At 31.9% G+C, this 19679-nt stretch carries 15 protein-coding genes; 8 read left to right on the top strand and 7 right to left on the bottom strand.

The window, feature by feature from the left end; translation table 11 throughout:
* Positions 1-70 precede the first annotated feature (70 nt).
* The 3 genes from AC0VXV_RS16280 (at position 71) to AC0VXV_RS16270 (ending at position 3615) form a co-directional block, all read left to right on the top strand.
* A complete protein-coding gene (locus tag AC0VXV_RS16280; protein WP_475529242.1) occupies positions 71-223 on the top strand; it encodes a hypothetical protein in 153 nt (50 codons plus the stop codon).
* Between the two features lie 1046 nt (positions 224-1269).
* A complete protein-coding gene (locus AC0VXV_RS16275; protein ID WP_475529241.1) occupies positions 1270-2469 on the top strand; it encodes an HNH endonuclease in 1200 nt (399 codons plus the stop codon).
* A 270-nt stretch (positions 2470-2739) separates the two neighbouring features.
* The gene (locus tag AC0VXV_RS16270) at positions 2740-3615 is read left to right on the top strand and encodes a hypothetical protein (protein ID WP_475529240.1); all 876 of its coding nucleotides are present in this window, start codon (positions 2740-2742) and stop codon (positions 3613-3615) included.
* Between the two features lie 335 nt (positions 3616-3950).
* Here AC0VXV_RS16270 and AC0VXV_RS16265 read toward each other — a convergent pair whose 3' ends face one another.
* Together AC0VXV_RS16265 and AC0VXV_RS16260 are read right to left on the bottom strand one after the other, a co-directional pair.
* Positions 3951-7292 carry a type ISP restriction/modification enzyme gene (locus AC0VXV_RS16265; protein WP_475529239.1) on the bottom strand — a complete coding sequence of 1114 codons (3342 nt, stop codon included), beginning with the start codon at positions 7290-7292 and terminating at the stop codon, positions 3951-3953.
* Positions 7293-7307: 15 nt separating this feature from the next.
* Positions 7308-10400 carry a helicase-related protein gene (locus AC0VXV_RS16260; RefSeq protein ID WP_475529238.1) on the bottom strand — a complete coding sequence of 1031 codons (3093 nt, stop codon included), beginning with the start codon at positions 10398-10400 and terminating at the stop codon, positions 7308-7310.
* 402 nt (positions 10401-10802) lie between these two features.
* On the opposite strand from AC0VXV_RS16260, the gene AC0VXV_RS16255 reads away from it, so the two are divergent.
* Both AC0VXV_RS16255 and AC0VXV_RS16250 read left to right on the top strand, forming a co-directional pair.
* A complete protein-coding gene (locus AC0VXV_RS16255; RefSeq protein WP_475529237.1) occupies positions 10803-11816 on the top strand; it encodes an MBL fold metallo-hydrolase in 1014 nt (337 codons plus the stop codon).
* 3 nt (positions 11817-11819) lie between these two features.
* A complete protein-coding gene (locus AC0VXV_RS16250) occupies positions 11820-12053 on the top strand; it encodes a DUF3006 domain-containing protein (RefSeq protein ID WP_475529236.1) in 234 nt (77 codons plus the stop codon).
* 118 nt (positions 12054-12171) lie between these two features.
* Here the strand turns inward: AC0VXV_RS16250 and AC0VXV_RS16245 are convergent, their stop codons facing one another.
* The 4 genes from AC0VXV_RS16245 to AC0VXV_RS16230 form a co-directional block, all read right to left on the bottom strand.
* Positions 12172-12426: a hypothetical protein gene (locus AC0VXV_RS16245; RefSeq protein ID WP_475529235.1), complete on the bottom strand. Its 255-nt coding sequence runs from the start codon at positions 12424-12426 to the stop codon at positions 12172-12174.
* Between the two features lie 142 nt (positions 12427-12568).
* Positions 12569-13048 (bottom strand): hypothetical protein, encoded by a 480-nt coding sequence (locus AC0VXV_RS16240; RefSeq protein ID WP_475529234.1) that lies wholly within the window; start codon positions 13046-13048, stop codon positions 12569-12571.
* The gene (locus tag AC0VXV_RS16235) at positions 13041-14306 is read right to left on the bottom strand and encodes a replicative DNA helicase (protein ID WP_475529233.1); all 1266 of its coding nucleotides are present in this window, start codon (positions 14304-14306) and stop codon (positions 13041-13043) included. The genes AC0VXV_RS16240 and AC0VXV_RS16235 overlap by 8 nt, the downstream gene beginning before the upstream one ends.
* Positions 14303-15031, bottom strand: a complete 729-nt coding sequence (locus tag AC0VXV_RS16230) for a conserved phage C-terminal domain-containing protein (RefSeq protein WP_475529232.1) — start codon at positions 15029-15031, stop codon at positions 14303-14305. The genes AC0VXV_RS16235 and AC0VXV_RS16230 overlap by 4 nt, the downstream gene beginning before the upstream one ends.
* Before the next feature lie 585 nt (positions 15032-15616).
* Between AC0VXV_RS16230 and AC0VXV_RS16225 the strand changes: the two genes are divergently transcribed.
* The 3 genes from AC0VXV_RS16225 (at position 15617) to AC0VXV_RS16215 (ending at position 19391) form a co-directional block, all read left to right on the top strand.
* On the top strand, positions 15617-16600 hold the full coding sequence (locus AC0VXV_RS16225; RefSeq protein ID WP_475529231.1) for a restriction endonuclease: 984 nt from the start codon (positions 15617-15619) through the stop codon (positions 16598-16600).
* A 192-nt stretch (positions 16601-16792) separates the two neighbouring features.
* Positions 16793-17329 (top strand): helix-turn-helix domain-containing protein, encoded by a 537-nt coding sequence (locus AC0VXV_RS16220; protein WP_475529230.1) that lies wholly within the window; start codon positions 16793-16795, stop codon positions 17327-17329.
* Positions 17330-17342: 13 nt separating this feature from the next.
* On the top strand, positions 17343-19391 hold the full coding sequence (locus tag AC0VXV_RS16215) for a phospholipase D-like domain-containing protein (RefSeq protein ID WP_475529229.1): 2049 nt from the start codon (positions 17343-17345) through the stop codon (positions 19389-19391).
* Positions 19392-19433: 42 nt separating this feature from the next.
* Here AC0VXV_RS16215 and AC0VXV_RS16210 read toward each other — a convergent pair whose 3' ends face one another.
* Entirely contained in the window at positions 19434-19679 is a 246-nt protein-coding gene (locus AC0VXV_RS16210) for a hypothetical protein (RefSeq protein ID WP_475529228.1), read from the bottom strand.

Below are 19679 nucleotides of genomic sequence, written 5' to 3'. Positions count from 1 at the left end.
AATAGTTAGTTATATACGGTGATTTTATTAAATCTGTTGTGGGGTATTTTTTATTTTAAGGAGAATTGAAATGAATAAAAATGATATTAAAAAAGAATTAGTAAAAGAATATGTAGCAGATAGAATCTTGGAAATGTCACAATTGCTAACGGAGTATAATTTTAATAATGCGGTAATAGTGGATCAAATAGATAATCTTATTGCTTCAATTATGGAGATTTAAATTTCACCTTACTTATATTCTTATAAGTAAAAATAATCAACAGATAGCTTTTCAAAGTTCTTCTATCTGTTGATTATTCAGGTTTTTAATACTTACCCTCGCTTTGGCATTGAAATTGGCATTAGATATAAATTTTGAAGGGATTATAGTGTCAAGAATCATTGATATAATAAGCTTTAAGCAGAAATAAGTTAGAATCCCACCGTCTCCTCATTATGTTTCAATGAATGTTGTGAAATAAAGCATAAAATTTTCCATATGGAAGGTTTATGCTTTATTATTTTACGGAAATCTTTATAGTTGGTTTTAAGAGAAACTTGCGTTAGTTTTTATTCTTAATTTATTTTTGCTAAACTTAGTATTTAACAAACGGACCAGGTTGTTGAATAGAATACTATTAGGGAACCATTACCTCTTGTTTAATTGAACTAAATAAATAACCTCTATCCCATATACCTTAAAGATTAAAGGAGGATACCAAAGTTTTAATACAAAACTAAATAAATAATAAAAAAAAATGGTAACGAAATTTCTAAATAGAAAGGAAAAAGCGTTACAGAAAAATTAACTTTATTCTCTAATAATAAGTATTTATGAATGTTATAACATACAATACATAAGTGGTTTTTACATAATGAGGTAATTAATTTACAAATTATTGGATTATATACCCAATGACTTGTATTTTGCCTTTTAAATAACTACGTTGAACCTTATCATAAGTAAGAGATATTTAAATTGCTAAATATTAATAAATCCCATTTTTTAGTTAGACCATTTTACATATGATTTTTTGTTGTAATTAAATTTAATCAGCTCATAGAACTAGAGAAATAGGTGTTGACCGATTTACGTAGACAAGTATATAAATGAATTTACACCAATAGAAATGAAGGAAAAGACATATATTTTAGATGAATATTATCTGGGGTGTGTTTATAAAATGCTTAAACAAACAGGTATGGAAGATATAAATTAAACATGAAATTTACATAGTAATAATATAAAAAAGAATAATGAATATTAAATAATGAGAGGTGCTGAAAATGATTAAGCTTTCTTCTGAACAGTTAAAGCTTGCTGAACAACTATTAATAACCGTTGTGAAAAAAGAACCCATTGTGGAGTATAAGGAACTTGGGGACAGAGTCTCTCCACCGATTCACCATCGCCAAGTTCCAAGACATATAGGGGTTATTTCAGAACTGTGTTATCAACTGGGATTGCCATTCCTCTCAGCTAAGGTTGTAACAAAGGGAGTAAATGTAGCTGGAGAAGGATTTTATAAACTATTTACACAGTATTTTCCTGATGCAAAGAATCGTACTCCTAAAGAGGTGTTTTCTGAAGAGCTAAAAAGAATTAGAAAATGTACAGAATGGTATAAGCTTGCAGATTATTTACATCTTGAGATTGAGTTGCCAAGGCCTACTTTGAAAAGTGGTGGGCCACCATCTATAAGAATATTACCCATGAATAGTAGAGAAGAATTTTCTGAAAAGAGCATAGAGGATGTTCAAAAAATTTTTTTCCAAGATAATTTTATAAAACATCGAGAAGGTTTATATTACTTTCGGAAATCTGGGATGAATGCACCTGAAGAATCTCTAGTGCTTTTCCAATTCGATAATTTAATTATTGCATCAGCGAATCTACGGAGTATTGAAAAGTATGATAAACCAATTCAGGAACGATATTTTGGAGCCTATAAATTTGATACTAGCACGGTCAAAGTTTTTCAACCTATTACGATAGTAGAACTAAATAAAATTGACAGTAGTATAACTAGATTTTCACAGTCGAAACAGGAAATAAATGTTTCTTATTTGTCTGAAATAGATTATTTAATAAAAAGAAAACAATTGACTTTAATGGCAGAAGAGTTTCCGGCAAATGCAAATTCTAAGTTAAAAGAAGGAGCAAGAAAACAGGTTTTAGTTAATTCATATGAAAGAAATTACAAAGCGAGACAACTTTGTATAGATTATTATGGTTGTTACTGTTCAGTTTGCGGATTTGATTTTGCTAAGTTTTATGGAGATGAATTTGAAGGGAAGATACATGTTCATCATCTTAAAGCACTTTCTGAAATTAATACGGAATATGAGGTTGATCCAATAAATGATTTACGACCGGTATGTCCTAACTGTCATTTAGCCTTACATTCAAAAGTCGATGATACGCCATATAGTATTGAGGAATTAAAAGATAAAATAAGCAAGAAAAATAGAATTTCGGAACCTTAATAAATAGAATGAGACCATTAAGGTCTTAGGTAAATAAAAATCATATCTAGGTAATTTGCATTTTTCTTCGTAAGAATTTTATTGGAAATTAAACGTTCGTCCCGAGTAAGATGGAAAAGTGTATCAGAATTCTTCGTTGAATATCAATTAGTTCGGTATATTATTGAAATTAAAAGCGTGTTTATCCACAAGAAGGAATTCTGTTTTGCCAATGAATTAATTATATTAGCGAGATAAAAAGTATAAATACTTTAAAGGGGGTTTGGAAATTTGACTAATATGGATAAATACCTAAACCGAACCGTATCAGAAAAATATGTTGTCTATGATGTTGATAAACAAAAGGTTATAGGGCTTGTGGGATTTGAAGAGTATAGAGGTACTCCCTCTGAGGTAATTAGTTCCGATGGTAAAAAAGCTGAGAAAATACTTAATTGGCCAGTTCTCTGTTATCCTCATCCCAACTTTAATATACCATGGATCATTACTGTAGGGCTTTCAGAATTTTACCCTTCAAAATATGAATTTGTTCGTTCTGGAGTTATTCATTACCATAGTAAAAAACCTCCAAGACAAGGGATAAAGTTCAACTATGAAAAATATTGGGGCGAAGATCAAAAAGCGATAAAACATAATTTAAAACCTGAAAAATTAAAAGAATATGATAAGGTACATCTAAGGAAACGTGAGCCATGGGCTATTAAAATAATGGGAGAAACGGCCAACCAACATGCAAATAATGCTATTAATAAAAATACAATTGTTATAGAATCGGATCAAAGTGTCGATTGGCAATGGTGTCATTTAATAGCTTTTTCAATGACATCTAACCGAAAAGCACAAAGTAAAGAAAATTTAGTTTGCGGAACTGCTGCGCTTAATTATCAAATGACTAATGTCGAGCTAGCAGTAAAAGAGTTTGTAAAGAAATACAAGCGCACACTTTTATTAGAAGTTACTGCAGATATAATTTTAGGTACACATATTGCAACGAGAATTGGATATAAAATATTGGACGCATATGGTTCGGGACGGGTACATGCAGAATATTATTCTCCTGCAAGAATAACTGAATATTCAGATGTTAAAGATCAAGGGGCTATTTTTCAAATACTCGAAGAAGAGTTTGTTAACGAAATTACCTAATAAATGATGATATCAGAATATATTGCTATAGGCGCCATTAAAAGCCCATCGTTAAGTTTGCTGAATAAATAACTTTGTCCACCAAATTGAAAAGAAATTTAGGTTACGATATGGCTTAAATTTCAATAAGAAATACAAACTTTAAGTGTTTTTTGTCATCGTATTTAAAAAAGCATTGTAGCAAATTTGCTAAAATGCTTTTTATATCGTGGGAAATGTCTCAATCTAATTAGTAATATATTCCCCTTAGGTAGGTAACTTCAGAGATGGAGTATTAATAAAAATTACTTAAAGTAATAATGTTGCGTATTTATATTTAGTATATGGAACTTTATTCAATTAAAATAACTCTCTAATTCAAAATCGATTTGTTTTACTATTAGGATAGTGTTATGAAGTATATTAACTACATTAATAATATGGTCAATTTCTTCTTTGGTTATTAATCTATTTTTTCGATAACCGAACCACTTTTTAAAAATAGAATAACCACCAATTTTATACTCCCAAACTTCCTTTGAAATTCCATCAAAATAACTTTCTTTATTAATGTATATTCTATAATTTTTAAATACTCCACTATGAGTTATCGTTGAATTACTATTATTAACAAAAACAATATTTAATTTATTTTCTATCATTTCCTCAGCTGTATGGAGATGAACAAGACTTTCACCTAAATTTTTTAGACGTAAGAATAAATTAGTATCATTTACAATTGGTATTCTAGGAAAGTCTATTTTTAATATATCTTTATATTTATTTCTGTATTTATTTGAATAAAAAATTGCATAAATATAATAAAAAATATCGTAAGAATTTATATATTCACTACCAATTAAGTCATCTGAAAATTTTACATTTATAATTTTTTCTAGAGCTCTGATAAATTCTTCGGATAAATTAGATTTCCTTTGATTGTTCTCAAAAGTATATAAAGGGAAGAGTGCTGACTGTGTTGTGGACTCAGCTGCTTTAGCATCTGCTATATATTTTGTACAGAAAAAATGATTTGGATAATCTGATTTGTTTGATCTAGCAGTTAGTAGAGCTATATTATCTCTAGTTAACATATGTTGCATTGTTTCAATTCTCGGCCTGCACATAAAACCTTTTGAGACACCGGTATAGTATGTGTGTCTGATATCAAAAGGTCGATATTGATACTTTGTAATATTCTTTTGGTTAAGTTTCTTTGATTTTAAATCAGATAATGCATACCCAACTTTCCAATCCTCTACATCATCTCTTAAATTATATTTACTTCTAGCTATTTCAGTATCTAACTTTATAAAGTCATTTACTGTTTCCCAAATAGAATCAGCTGTAAAGGCCAGTGTAAAGTTATCCCGAGCAGTAACAATTCCTACCGAATTTAAATTGAATATATCTGTAACCTTCCAACTGTTTGTAGTATATTCCATATTTAACTCCGTATTTTGGGGTGTGAAAAGTAAGAAAGGTAAAGTTGGTTTTATTTCTTTCCAAGGGATTTTATTAAATTGTAAACTTGAAAGTTGGTTTAACTTTTCGGATCGAGTACCCCATAAATCGAAATGTTTAATAATTGTATTTTTAATAGGTGTATTTCTTTTATTTTTTTTAATAAAGAAGGCTATTGCAACACCGGGTTTAATATTAAAGATATTTTCATTTTTACCCCCATTTGGAGCTTCTTCTTTATACTGTGTATTACCATGAAGATCGATAATATAAATTTCATCAAAAGTTGAGAGTAATTTTTCACGCATACCCCTAAAAGTAGGGTTTTTAAGATATCCATGATTTGTAATAAATGCTAATATACCTTCTCCATTATTAGAAATCAGTTGTTGTGAAAGTCTTATAAATTTTACATAATCATCATTTAGCCATTTTGGGTTACGTTCATTTAATGGTTGATTATTAAAATCAAAATAACTATCTGTCAATTCATTATTTAATGTTTTACCTCGCATTAAATTATTTATGAAATCATTATTATTGGTAGAAGCAGCTAAATATGGTGGATTACCAATAATTACATTAATATTTTTATTTGCTTTTACTTTACTTGCTAAGCTACCTTCCTCAGTTAAAGAGTTAGCATTAAAAATAGTACGATTAATATCATCAGGTGCTTCAAGAGCATTTGTTAAAAATATATTTAGCCTTTCACGCGATTTAAAAGTATAACCTGTTTCTTTTAATAGCAAACCAATTTTCATATGGGCGATAGCGTAAGGAGCCATCATTATTTCAAAACCATATAATCTAGGTAATAATTTTTCACTTACATATTCATTCCAAGCATTGGAAAGGTCTGTTTTGTTTAAATGTATATTAGCATTATCAAAATTACTTTTTATCTTAAGTATTATTGATTTTAAAAACGTACCTGTTCCAGTCGCAGGATCTAAAATTTGAATCGATGGTACTTCTTCAGAAGCTTCAATAATTGCATAAGTTCCTTTATCTCTATCTTTTTTTCTGCTTGTTCTAAGAATAGTTGTTTTTTTAGTAGTGTCACTTGCTAAACCATCGGTAATAAAGAATTGCTCCTGTAAAATTGTATCAACAGAATTAATTATAAAATCTACAGCTGGATCTGGAGTATAGAAAACACCCCTAGCCATACGTTGATCCTTTTCATACTCATTTAAAAACCCTTCGTAAAAGTGAATTATTGGATCTTCAGTTCCATTAAATGTTCTTCTTCCGAAATCTTTTAATATTGATTGTATATCTGTTGCATTTAATAGTTCTACAATTTCATTAAGGTTGAGTTCGTCAAAATTAGACTTTAATTTCCTGCTTTTACCTATTTCGAAACATTTGATTAATAATTCACCTAGAAAAGGATTAATTTCAGGTATTGTTTTTGTAAAATCTCCTAAATTAAGTGTCGAGTCAGGATTCATTAATTTGGCATAGAAAAGACCGTATGCTACCGTTTGACTGTACATATCTGCAAATGAATCAATTGTTAAATCTTCAATTAGTTCAGATTTAAAATCATCATAAAGAGCGTGTAAGGGCCCAGAGTTTTTTTCTACCCTGAAAATTTTTATGATTGTATCTTTTGTTTTTCTTGCTAATATAGCTAATTTTTCAGTTAATTCAATAGAGCTATGAATTCTAGTCCTATAACCATCCTTAAAAGCAGAAGACCAGAGTAGTCTCCAATTATCGAAATTGGCTTCATTTTCCGGCCATTTTAGGTGCTGAATTTGCTCATAGACATATTTGAAATTGGTTTCAAAATGTGGTTGCCAGTAAAAAGTTTTTAGTGTCGGTAAATGCTGGCGGTTATCCTGGAAGTGGACGAATGAAATTGTTAAATCAATACCAGTTCCAATCATACAAATAAATATTAAATTTTCCTTTTCCCATTCAGGTGAGTTATTGGTTTGTCTATTTTTAGGAACTAGAGCAGATAATATTTTTCTTAAAGCTGATATAGGCAAATGTTTTTTCTCGAATTGTAGAAAGAATACTCCCCATGGTTGATTATCTACCAGGGGACGTATCTGTTGAATTGAAACTTTATACTCAGGAGATAAATTTAAATCTTCAGGGTTATATTCAAAATATAAATCCTCCACAGGGATTTCCTGTATATCTACAGGCCAATTTAATGTTTCTGAAAAATATTCAATTAGTTCTTCAAAATTTGTAATCTTATTTAATTGATGCATAGAAATCACCTTTTCTTATGAAATATCTAACCAACAGACAATCTTAGCTTTATAACCAATAGGAACTTGAGCTAGTCTCATATAGCTTCTATTAATATAGTTATCTAAACTTCTTTTAGCGGAATTTAATGTATTAGCATCAACCCTTACTAATCTTTGTTCATTAGGAGGGCATTCAATTATTGAATTAATAAGTTCCATATTTTCATATATTTCTTTCTTGTTTAAGTCATATAAATACCATTTAGTTATAATATCTTCTTCCCATTGTGATTGTGTATTTTTACTAGGCAGTTTGTAGCAGAAGAAGAGGTGACTTGAACTTTTGTTTAATTTACCACTATAAATTTTTTTAGGAAATGAGCTAAGTTTATTTTCTAAATTCTCATTATTGCTTAGTAACTTTTGTAATTTCAACTTTAATTTTTCTTCATTACTTGGTATCCCATCATATTCTAAATTAAACTCCTTTAATGCATCGTAATCATCATCCGGTGTTAATAATTTCTTACCTTCTATACCGAAAGCTTTAGAAATTCGTAATGTCTTTTTTGTGACTGTTTTAAAAAGAGTAAGAAGCTTATTAAGTTCATTAGGGGGTAAAAAATTCCAGTACCTAATTTCATCCCGATCATTCTCTAACATAGGGTTGTTATCAATTAAAATTTTCTCGATATTAACATCTTGCCTACGATCAATACGTCCAATTCTTTGCATTAACCTAACAGGGTTCCAGTGTAAATCATAATTAATTAATCTAGAGGCATCTTGTAGGTTTAATCCTTCAGATAAAATATCTGTAGAAATTAAAATTTCGATTGGATTAGTTATTTCTTCAGGACAAACACCATTATAATATGGTGCAAAGCGTTTAATGATATCTAGTCTGTTTACTGTTGATTGTCCATCCAATTCGTAAACGTTTTTGAACCCAGAATTTTTTAAAGCTTCAAAAATATATAGTGCAGTAGACCGAAATTCAGTGAAGATAATTACTTTTTTATTTTTTAGTTCATCTGAAGATAGTAAATTGATGAGCTTACATAATTTATCATCTGAATTAATTGAAGTTGATAGTAATTCTCTAATAAAAGTTGTTAAAATTTCTAAGTCGGAGATTGAATCTTCTAGAAGTAAATCGATAGCAAAATCCTCTTTTGTTAAGTTTTCTTCAACTTCCCAAGCTAAATTGAGTTCATATTCATCATCTAAGTCAAAATTTCTAATGTAATCTACTATTGATATATGACGTGTATTAAATTTAGAGAAATGTCTAGAGATAGCCTGAGTTTGATAATTTTCGACAAAAGTATATAAACGTTTAAAAAGTCTAATACAAGTATCTTTAAAGGCATTTGGAGAACTTTCAAATCTTTTGAGTAATAGAATTCTCATTAGATGAACTATTTGGGATTGTCTCCCTCGTTTCATAGGCTCGATTTTATCTGGATCCCCTAGATAATAAGGCGGATCATAGGGAGCATATATTGCTAAAGTTAAGATAGGCTCTTTACGATTAGTTAAAGGGTTAATCCTATCAAAAGAATCAGAAAAATTATCTAGAAGACGACCATACGACTCTTTTAAGGAATAATTTACAACAATAGGAGGCAACCTTTTTGGGAATTTCACAGCTGCTTCACCTTCTATTAATGAACTTTGTTTAGCATAGGCTCTACTTCTTTGTACTACAATAGCATTTATTAATGGATCAACTGATAATACTGTATCTTTCTCTTTTGAAAAATTATTTAAATCAACTGTTTCAAAATTAACCTGTTTGTTATTAGTTATACTAGTGCTAATTAATTTTTCTAGATTATTTTCCATTTTTCTAAAGTGTCCCATAACACTGTTAATATTTAATGGAGGTCCTTTAAAGTAATTATCCTGCCTTTGAGTAAATAATTCGATTAAATGTTGTAAATCTAAAAAACTATTATTAACAGGTGTAGCTGTTAAAAAATATAACTCTTTACTCAAGCCTTTACCGACTAAATCAAATAACTTTCTGTATCTTTTAGAGCTTCTATTTCTGAAATGATGAGCCTCATCAATTATAATACAATCTGCTTGCATTGCCATTTGTTCTAGCAGAAACTGATTTCTATTTATTGTTAAGTCACTATGATTTAGAATTCTAAAAGGGATAAAACCATCCAGTATTTCCGGCATAAATTCTTTGATTTTAGCTTCCCAAACTGCCTCTCTTGTTCCTGCAGGAACTAATAAGAGAACTTTTTTATTTTCCTTCATTAATAAACGTTCTATTAACATTAATCCTACGAAAGTTTTACCCAGTCCAACCCCGTCGCATAAAAAAGCTCCAGAAAACCTATTTGATATAGCTAAAAGATTGTTATATCCATCTTGTTGGTACCTTTCAAGTAGAGGATAAATTTTTGATGTGTTATTTTCCCATTCTTGAGTAGTTTCATCTTTATTTTTAAAAAATTCATATAGTGATTTTAAATAGATTTCATATGGACTATAGTCTCTAGAATGTTTTGTAATAACATCGATTACTTGTTCACTGATAGGTTCTCCATCTTCCCAATATTCGTCAAACCAATCTTCTAGTTCTTTCACATTATCTGTAATTTTAATGTTTAGTTCTATGTTTTGTGAGAGTCCGGGAGTTGTAAAATTACTTGAGCCTACCAGGGCTAACTTTTCAATATTATCTTCAAAGATACTTTTTGAGTTTGCAATATATAATTTCGCATGAAACTTTGTCTTTTTATAAAATCTAAACTCAATTCTATTTTCTTTAATAGCTTTTAGAATCTCTGGTACTCCAAATAGAAATTCATTAAAATCCTTTTCTTCATCTAAGCTTTTATCAAGTTTAGATGAAATGTCTGTCACAGCGTCGTTAAATGCTCTTTGTGTTCGTTTACTTACCTCACTCCCAAAAAGGATTCTAATTTTATCTATGTTATTCCATTTTCCATTTAATTCAAGGAGTGAACCAATTTCAAAGTAACCAGTTGCAATGTCTAATGTATGAGTATTTTCGCATATACTTCCTAAAAAGTTCTTCACACTATTTGATTCTGTATTGTTATCTATTATTTTATTTAAAGTAATTGTATTATCAATAGCCATTGTTTGATTCCCCTATCGTATTAAGTTTTTTAAAATAGTAAAGTTAAAAAAGAACAGTCTATTTAAATCCCCTTATTTAAAAACCTATGTATTTTATACTATAACAAAAATAGTAGCTAGTATTATAGTGGATTTTTGAGATAGTTAAATTATTTTAATATTTTAAAGCACTTATAAATTATAGATCGGTATATATAAGAGGGACTAGGCGGTTTATAGTAATCAAATAATACTAGGGTATATTGTTTCAGGTTTCGGTAAATGTCGAAAAAATAATTTAAAGATTCCCCAAAATTTAAGGTGAAATTTATATAATTAAATATTGTAAATAATACCAATCAATTATATACTCTGAATAGGAGGGTATATTATGAAAAAAATACTAATTTTACTATTTTCGTTGTGTTAATAGTTTCGATTTCTATACCAACAGTAAGTGCTAGTACTAAGCAATTAGAAGTACATTTTATTGATGTAGGACAAGGGGATGCAACCTTAGTTAAAGCACCAGGTGGTAAAACGATGTTAATCGACGGTGGTCCAATTTCTTCTGGGAAAGATGTAGTAGCATACCTAAAAGGAAAAGGCATTAAATCCTTAGACTATGTAGTTGCAACACACCCTGATGCAGATCACATTGGTGGACTAATCAACGTTCTAAAATCTATCTCAGTAAAAAACTTCATTGATTCAGGTAAAGCGCATACAACAGATACATATTATGAGATGCTAACTTTAATCGATAAGAAGAGCATTAAGTATCATGTGCCAACAGCCGGTAAAACATATCAACTTGATTCGAATATGAAGTTAGAAGTATTATATGCAAATGAAAATGCAACAGAAAATAATGACGCTTCAATCGTATTAAAATTGACTTATAATAAAGTTTCATTCTTATTAATGGGCGATGCTAGTGTAGAGATTGAAGATGCATTAATGGCTACATCAAATGTGAATGCTACAGTTTTAAAAGCTGGACACCATGGTTCGAATACAAGTAGCTCAGCAAAATTTATTAGTAACGTGAAGCCTAAAGTGGGGATTTTAAGCTATGGCAAAAATAATAGCTATGGTCACCCTCATGCAGCGATTCCATCAAGATTAAAAAATGTTGGAGCTAAGGTTTATGAAACAGCAAAACATTGTAATATCATTGTAAAGACTGATGGTGTGAAACATACAGTTACTACAGATTGCAAAAAAGCTACTGCGGCACCGGCTCCAGCAAAGACAACAAAACCAGCTAAAAAAGTAACACCTGTTAAAACAACTAAGCCAGCACCTAAACCAACTAGAACGAACTTTAAGAATTGTACAGAATTACGCACAGTATATCCTGCTGGGGTAGCGAAAGGACATGCGGCTTATCAGTCGAAGATGGACAGAGATAAAGATGGATGGGCGTGTGAGTAACATATGAAATACACTTTAGATCGAATTGAAAATGATTTATATATTTTTGTGGAAAAAGGTAATGAAGGAAACCAAATAGAAATTTTGAAAGACTATGTACCTCTAGGGATTGTTGAAGGCGATATTATAGAAATTGAAAATGACAATGGATTATACAACTTTAAGCAATTAAATGAAGAAAAAGAGATTCGAAAAAATGATGTGCAAAGTTTGATTGATAAACTAAAGAATAAATAATTTTTTTCATGTTTACACCTTAGTTCTTATAGTAAATTCCCATTAAAAAAACTCTCACCACTTTTAAGAAAGTAGTGAGAGTATTTTTAATTTTCTTTTCCTATTATATTAAAAATTATTATTTAGGCAATGTCTCCAATATAAATTTCTCTGCAGTAAATAAAGCTTGTTCTTTAGAAGTGAAGATACCGGTTGCACCATTAATTATTCGATTTTCAATTTCAATAGTATAATCAGCAGAATACTGTTGATTCGTAAATTTTTTTAATGTGATGGAGATATTTAATTCCTCGTAATTAAAAACTTCAACACTATAGACTTCGGCTTCAAATGTCCCTAATTCATAAATAATTGATTTTTCTAACCCTATCAAATAAATTCCTCCATTCATTTGTATTATATTTAATTGTACGAAGAAATTTTAAGCAATTCTATCATCCGTTTTTGATAATTTATGCGTCGAAAATACTTTTTCAGGCTATTTGTAGGGGAATATTATTAATTTATATTCTAACTCATACTGTAACCCCGCTCGCACTGTTTTCCACAACAACCTCCCCAATATAATAAGGAAATTCCTTAACTCGCTCCTTCAACATAAACAGATAGATTTCCTCATTTATTTCGTTATGTAGGATACTCGTATATTTATGTTGATTATAAATGCTGTGCCATTTTGTAGGCATAGAGCCATATATATTAGAGTGCAACATTTGAGCATCGTATGGTGTTCTTGCAAAATAGAGGGCGTACTTAGAATTTGAAATGCTTGTGGCATAGAGTTTAATCCGATTGATGCCTAGTACATCACGCTCATTCATTGCTTTGATTTCAGCGATTTCTTCCTCGGTAAACGGTACATCGTAAATATGCTTTGGATCATCTTCTTTTTGCAAATAGCCTTTCTTTAAAGCAAGGTAAATCCAGTAGGCACCGAAGTTTTCTTCGTGTTTTATCATCTCTAATAAAAGTTTATAGACGGTTACTTTAGCCATTTACTTCGCTCCTTGTCCAAATATGTCCTGTTTTTTTGTTATAGATTGCTTTCGCTGTATCAGTCGGACCATTGCGGTTTTTTGCAACGATGAATTCCAGTAAATCAGGGGAATCGGTCTTTTCTGTTTCGTAATACGAGTTGCGATACAGTAAAATAATGACGTCCGCATCTTGTTCAATAGAACCGGAATCACGTAAGTCACTCATTACTGGTCGCTTATTACTCCGCATTTCAACATTGCGATTGAGCTGTGACAGGCAAATGACCGGACAGTTGAACTCTTTAGCCATTTGCTTTAGGGCACGGCTGATTTTGCTCATTGCCATCGCCGGATAGTCGTGGTAGCCATCCGTCTGAATAATTTGTAAGTAATCGATTAATATTATCGGTGTCTTGTTTGAGTTTTGCCGGATGATGCGGCGAGCCTGGCTTCGGATTTGTGGCATTGTTAAACTGCTGCGGTCATCTAAATGGATATTCGACTTATTGACCTTATCAAGTACATGCAGCCAATTATTTTTCTGGTCTTCCGAAAAATATTGTTTCGGGTTGCGCATCTTAAGTCGGGAATAGTGACCTGTCGTTGCAATAAGCCGGTTGAGTAAAATGGTTTTACTCATTTCCAATGAAAAGATGATCGGTAAATGTCCTTGCCAGCCAGCTTGTAGGACGATATTGTTCATGACATCGGTTTTTCCCATTGAAGGTCGGGCTGCTATAATCGTCAATTCACCTGGTCGAAATCCATCGATTATGGAAGCAAGACTCTGAATGTGGGGGACGATGAGCCCGGGAGTCTCGACATCTTCCCAAGGGCGATTATGCAGCGCGACCAAATCTTGTGTGATGGATGTATCAACCTGATTGCCTTCTAGCTGTGTGTGATCAAGCCGCTCGATAATTTGAGGAATTGCCCAATCTCCTTCAGCAGCCTGAAATAATATTTGGGCTTTTTGTCGTTCACGCCAGATTTCTCGTAACAGTCGGGCATAATCATCAAATTTTTCCACATCGGCAAACATCATGAGCTCCGTAACATAGGACAGGCCGATTGTTTCCATCTGTTCAAATCGTGCGCTCAGTGTCAGGTAATCGACCGGGTGTCCTTCTGTTACGAGCTGCTGCATGAGTATAAAAAGCTGCCGGTGGTGTTGCCCATAAAACATCTCCGGCTTCAGCTGACTATCCATAATCAAATAGTTCTCCTCAAGCATTGTTGCTAAAATGCTCTGCTCCAAAAATTCCTTTTTAATCAATAGCATTCACCTTCATCAAAATCGAGTACGACTGGTTCGAAATCGAGGTCATTTTCCTGCTGTCTTGTAAGTGCATCGTTTAGATAGCTTTCGAAATTCCCAGGTCGGAATAATGTGATCGGTCTTAAATATTTGTTCATCTGCGGATCGTTTTTCCAGCTTCTCACTTGTTCATCAATGACTAAGTAGCAATCTTCTACTGTGTAGCCTTCCTTTAAAATCGCTTTAATCAGTCGAATATTTGTTTTTGAATGGTCGTTAAAGTTCTTCTTGGCTTTTTCATTTAGGTATTGGATAATGTTTGCAATCTCAATGTTGTGATCGGTATTTGGTATCCTTATTTTCTTCTCGGGCAACTTTGGCTCCTCAGGAAACAGCTCACCTTGGTTAATTTTCGTTTGAAGCAGTGCGTTGAGTTTTTCATAATTAATCCGGTACCATTTTGTACGGTCTGTATAGAAACGGTTAAACTTGTTCGAGGAAACTATAATTTGATAATTTTCTAATTTTCTTAACAGTCTTCTGACTTTAGGGACGTTCCAAAAGAAGCATTGCTTCGACCAATCCTCATAGGTTTGGCAATACCAAATGTGTCCCTTTTTATTAACCCCTTCAGTTTCTAATCGATAACTAAGGTGCTGAAGCAATAACGCTTCTTCAATCCCAATTTTAGCTGACAAGCTCGGTGATACAGGCATGTGATCTTCGTCCACTAATAATTTCATGTCTCAACCTCCAATTTTTGTGTACTGTCTTGCACTATATATGTCCTTCGAAATAAAAAAACGGGACAAGTTATACAAAAAAATATATTTATCGTTTGACCAATGCTAAAGAGCATAAAGAAAAAACATACGGTTGCGTTTTAACGCAACAATATATATTTTTAAAATTCTTTAAAAGATTTTAAGATCTTAAAGATCTTTATTGAGGGGACTTATTTGGGCAGGGGGATGGGATTGAAGTGACTTATGACAAGGGATTTGAGTGGTAGATGAGAGGAAATTTATTTGTACATGGGATATACCAGATATAGCTCAGGATTTTATTGTTGGGAAATGATGATAATTCTATTTTGAAATAATAAATCGAAAAATAAAACTATGTTGTATGCACTTCACCTTAACCAAAGACAACATGGGTAATTTCTTAAATCATTAAAATAATTAGAAGGGGTTTTTGAGGTTAAATTATAATGAAGAGAAAGATTGTTATTGTGTTTTGTTATATATTTAGTAATTACATGGTAATATGTAATTGTATATTTTTACCTATTAAGAATGTTTTGAAATTAGAAAGGGAGATGTATTTTGACTAAGTGGTGGATGGTAAGAGCAGGAGATAACAATGAATTAATACCCGTTTGGTTACGGCAACAGATTGTATCAATAGGGTGGCCTGACTTAGGAAATCCGAAAATCTTATCTACTAAAGAACAGCTTCTGTCAAAAGCAGATTCAGTTTATTCAGAAGAAAAACCTCAAACGAGGCATAGTTGGGTGAGTCAGGTTTGGCGACTTAGTCGTGAAATTGAAATTGGGGATAGAATTATTTCTTATTCGAAGGAAAAACGTGAATATATTATTGGAAGTGTTACGGAAACACATTATTATGATGATGCTAATGACAATTCATACCCGAATACATTGAAGGTTAATTGGGAGAGTAAAACAATTGAGCGAGATAAACTGTCACAAGCTGCTAAGAATAGCTTAGGGTCTGTATTGACTGTATTTAGAGTAGATCAATGGGGGCCTGAAATTGAAGGATTGTTACATAACCCGTCATTTAATGATTTACCTGATGATCTTCCAGAGGATGATGAAGCAGTAGTCATTGAAGATTTAAAGAGTAAAGCTCGACTTATGATTGAAGATAAAGTAGATAAACTTGATCCATGGCAAATGCAAGATTTGATCGGTGGATTACTACAAGCGATGAAATATAATGTTAGGATAAGTCCTAAAGGTCCAGATGGAGGCGTTGATATTCTAGCTTATAAAGATGCTTTTGGCTTTGAACAACCTATTATTAAAGTACAAGTAAAGCATCGTAAATCAACAGCTGGGTCACCTGAGATTCAACAGTTATTAGGTGCAAATCCATTAAAAGCAAATTGTCTATTTGTCTCTACCGGTGGATTTACTTCACAAGCAATAATTGTAGCAAAACAAAATTCAGTTAAGCTAATTGATTTAGAGGAGTTAGTACAGTTAATCATTGAGTGGTATGAATTGATGCCAAATGATACTAGAGCATTGTTACCATTACAGAAGATGTATATGCCAGAATAATATTTATAAAGCATATTTAGAAGGTAGAGAAGCCATATAGGTATCTTTACCTTTTTTAATATTACATCCTAAAATTTTCATTACCTTTGAAAACGTTAATAATTGACTTAATAACAAAAATCTACTTGTCCGCCATGTGTCCTGTTCAAGAAATAATGAAATAAATATAGTTGAAGTAGGGGGTGTTCCGATATGGAGAAATTCATAAGTGATATGTTAAAACAAAGAAGACTTGAAGCAAATTTATCCCAAGAACAATTAGCCGAGCGAGCACATGTTGATGTACGAACAGTTAGGAGAATTGAAAACAATGAGGTGAGACATAGCCCGTTTTTAAAACATATTTGCCAAGTACTTAATATAAGTTTCACGGAAGCCAATCCAGATGAAATTTTAAGTAAGCATCGTAGTATTAATAAACCTAATGTGAATACAGGTAGAGACTTGGCTCATCTTTTAATTCATTGTAATCATCTCGAGTATAATCCTGATCCAGCTGATCAATTGTCAGAACGTGAAGCCTGGATAATCGAAGAGTTTATGCAAACGATTATGGAAATGATGGAAGTATTCGATTTTGTAGAACAAGATGATCGTCAGTTTTTAATCGATAAGTTTGATGAGGAAATTAAATTATTGAATAAAGTGGGTTTTTATATTTACGGGAGCTGTAATGATACATTAGTTAACCTATTTAAATATACAGAATTAGTATTCGTGAAAATTTAGAGGAGGTGCTTAAATGAAATCGAATGAACAGTTTAGTTTATTTGCAATAGAAGAAGTAAAACCGAATCGTTTCTTGTATGTTGTAAAGGATAATGAAGTGAAAGACATGGCGTTAGATGAATTATTTGACGTTTCAAAATTTACGAGAATTCGTGCTGTTTCATTTGTGGCATCTCCAAAATTCTTCTTTAAGATGACGAAGGATTTTGAAGAAATTCAACTAATACTTGGGATTGAGGATGGTCATGTAGCTGGGTCATTCATTACAGGGCTTCAAGCTTTACTCGCGATTGATGAACGGATTAATTTGTTTCAAAGCCTACCGGAAGAAGTGCAGGAGCGTATCCGGGCTGAACGGTATCAAGTGCGCTATTCAAAGAAGAACGATCCGATTCACTCCAAAATTTATTTGTTAGATGGCAAGGAAGATAAACGTGTCATGCTAGGTTCAGCGAATTTTACAGAACAAGCATTTAGCCAGCGAAAACAATATGAAGAGTTATTAGTATTCGATAACTCTCCACTGTTTGAGCTATATGATCAGCGTTTCAATGAAATTTATGAGGAAACGGTTGATTTTGTACCTGAGAAATACACGCATAACTTTATTGGTGAGCCGATAAATGTAGCAGATCCAGATCAATTGTTTGAAGCGCTATTAGAAGAGGTAACGAGCGGCAAAGTATTTACGGAATTTACAGAAGTGCAAATTGAAGAATTGACGGAAGCATCACTGCATGCTAATTCAAATACAGAACAAATAGAAAGTGTAAAGCAACTCATTGAGGTTATTACGAAAAAAGACCGCAAAACAGGGAATCATATTATTTTACCGCCAGCTCAATTAGATAAGAAAAATATAACAATTAAAAGCAAGCTTTCTAGATTAAATAAACGTACGGAAGAAGTGGATACACGCGGTTTTATTGAATATAAAGACAGCAATAACCTTCTATACAAAAAGGCTGAAGGGGAAAATATGTTTTTATTTTCAAAGCGTACGACTAAAGAGGCACTAAGTGAACAGTTAAAACTCATTCATGCGTTTATAGATGCTTATAAAACTTACACGGTACAAAGTTCGACTGATACGCAAACCCGTATTTTTGAGGCGATTTTGTATGCTTTTATGTCCGCCCACATTTGGAAAATACGCGATCATTACGTATTAGAAGAAGGGAGAGAAAGTGTACGTCGCAATATCCCTTTATTTTTAGTATTAGCGGGTAGAACAAGCTCAGGAAAAACGTCTGCATTAGAGTTTATTAATTTATTACTTGGGAACACCCAATCCTATTTATCCTACGAACAAATTAATAAGAAAAATATGATTGTTGATTTGTTTTATACTTCCAACGTAAATCCGATTCTTGTAGACGAAGTAGATTCAAAATTTTTTACAAGTACAGCAGCGAATAAAGGCGAACGTTTAATTAAAGATGTGACGAACAATTTAGACAGCAAACATCCTGTATTCATTTGTACGACGAATACGACAAACTTTGATGCGACTGCCCAAGTAATCTCGCGTATTTACTATCTTCAAATTGATAATACATTTGATAAACAGAAACAAGCCGAATCAAGCAAGTTTTTAGGGGATATTATGAGTGAAGTAAATTCTACACTATATCAGGATTTTACAGAACGATTAGCGGACCGGATTAAGCATCATGACGTATTTTATACGGCTGAAGACTATTTATTTATCGCACGTGAAATATTTAAGGAATATCATGAAGAATGCGAGTTGGAATTACCGAAATGGTTCTCTACTCAAAAATTTGATGATTATAATGAACGTGGAAAGAAGATTTGGCGTGAACTATTTATAAGCAACAAAGAGGCGTTTGATGTCAGAACTGATAATACAGTGTATGTCCGTAGCGAAGTGTTGGGAAAACGTACGAAACGAGAGCGTGAGGAAATTATCAACTACTTGCCGCCAGAGAGTATATTGGAGGATAACACTGTATTGATCTTAAATAAAGAAATCATTATGGCGTTTATTAATGAAAGTGGTAACAAGTCATTTTGGCGGAAGTGGTTTAGATATTCCTAATATTGAACTAAAGAGGTGCATGCTACGTCATGCACTTCAACTTTATTTCCGTCCATTCTTAATTATAAATGCAGCAGCTGAAATAACTGCAAGAGCAGGACCACTTCCTTTTTTTAGTCCATCCCCCAGGCAATCACTACAAATAATACCAAATTTTATTAAATTAGAACAATGTTTATTTTTACATTTAGTAAAAGTACCATTGCATTCTGTACATGTGAGCTTATTCTTTTCATCATGCTCAAATAACGTGATTTTTTTGCAATGCTTACATTTATATTCTTTCAA

It is taken from the genome of Solibacillus sp. iso_87 (assembly GCF_056173085.1).
This window is presented reverse-complemented; position numbering and strand designations above follow the sequence as displayed.